Annotated in this window: 2 protein-coding genes; one reads left to right on the top strand and one right to left on the bottom strand. The window is 44.4% G+C overall.

All coding sequences use genetic code 11. The features are described 5' to 3' along the window. A partial coding sequence (locus tag R7R78_RS25040; protein WP_225474489.1) for a hypothetical protein occupies positions 1-183 on the top strand: 183 nt, incomplete at its 5' end. A gap of 52 nt (positions 184-235) precedes the next feature. Here the strand turns inward: R7R78_RS25040 and R7R78_RS25035 are convergent. After that, positions 236-835: a thiol:disulfide interchange protein DsbA/DsbL gene (locus tag R7R78_RS25035; RefSeq protein WP_005477286.1), complete on the bottom strand. Its 600-nt coding sequence runs from the start codon at positions 833-835 to the stop codon at positions 236-238. Positions 836-896 lie beyond the last annotated feature (61 nt).

Genomic DNA, 896 nt, shown 5'->3' with positions numbered 1-896 from the left:
TACCAAGCGCAACAAGCTGCCACTCAAACAGTAAACAACACGGGCATTGTTCTCACCAATGTGGTGAAAAACACCATCGCACAACCGTGCAATGTCGCTATCACCGTTGCTAGCTTGTTTTATCCGCACGCGATATTCATGACTAGCGTACCAACTCAAGCTTGTACAACCGTACTGAGATAACGAATTCAAAAAAATGGCGACCACTTGGCCGCCATTTTTCATTTCTTTTAATTTATAGCGTTAGCAGATAGTTCACCAATTCGCTGTACTCGGCATAGCTACGGACTTCATTAGGAATAACGATGTACTTGTTATTCACAACGACGCCAGGAACGCCGGTCAGAGTGCTCTCTTTGAACTGCTTATCGAAACGCTTTTGCATCGAACTAACCGCAAAGCTGTTGTACGCCGCGTCAAATTTGTTGCCATCGACACCGTTGTCCGTGAAGACTTTCTTTAACTCGTCTTCGTTTTTCGGTGCTTGGCGCTTTTGATGAATTTGCGCGAACATCGCAGGCACCATTTTATCTTCAACACCTAGCGATACCATGGCTGCGTAAGATTTTGCCATTGGCACTGCCATGTCTGCGCCCATAAACGCCACGTGCACTTTTTCAAAGCGTGCTTCTTTTGGCAAAGCCGGTTTTAAGTTTTCAATCACAGATTCAAACTTATAACAGTGTGGGCAGTAAAACGAAAAAAACTCTGTAACGGTTGGTTTAGTCGCTTTCTCAACGTCCAACACTTTGTAGTGTTTACCTTCTTCAAATTGAGCAGCGTGAGCGCTGAAAGCCAGTAAAAGTGTGCTGCATAGTGCAAGTAATTTCTTCATTGTTTGTTTTCCTTCGGGCACAACAGTGCCGTTTTAAATATAGCTAAGAGCCAGCTAGTGC

The organism is Vibrio sp. 2134-1, from assembly GCF_033339495.1.
Note: the sequence above shows the minus strand (reverse complement) of the source record. Positions and strands in the feature narration are given on the sequence as shown.

Coding starts and splice junctions, on each gene's coding strand:
- R7R78_RS25035 (WP_005477286.1), bottom strand. CDS start 835: ATGAAGAAATTACTTGCACTATGCAGCACACTTTTACTGGCTTTCAGC.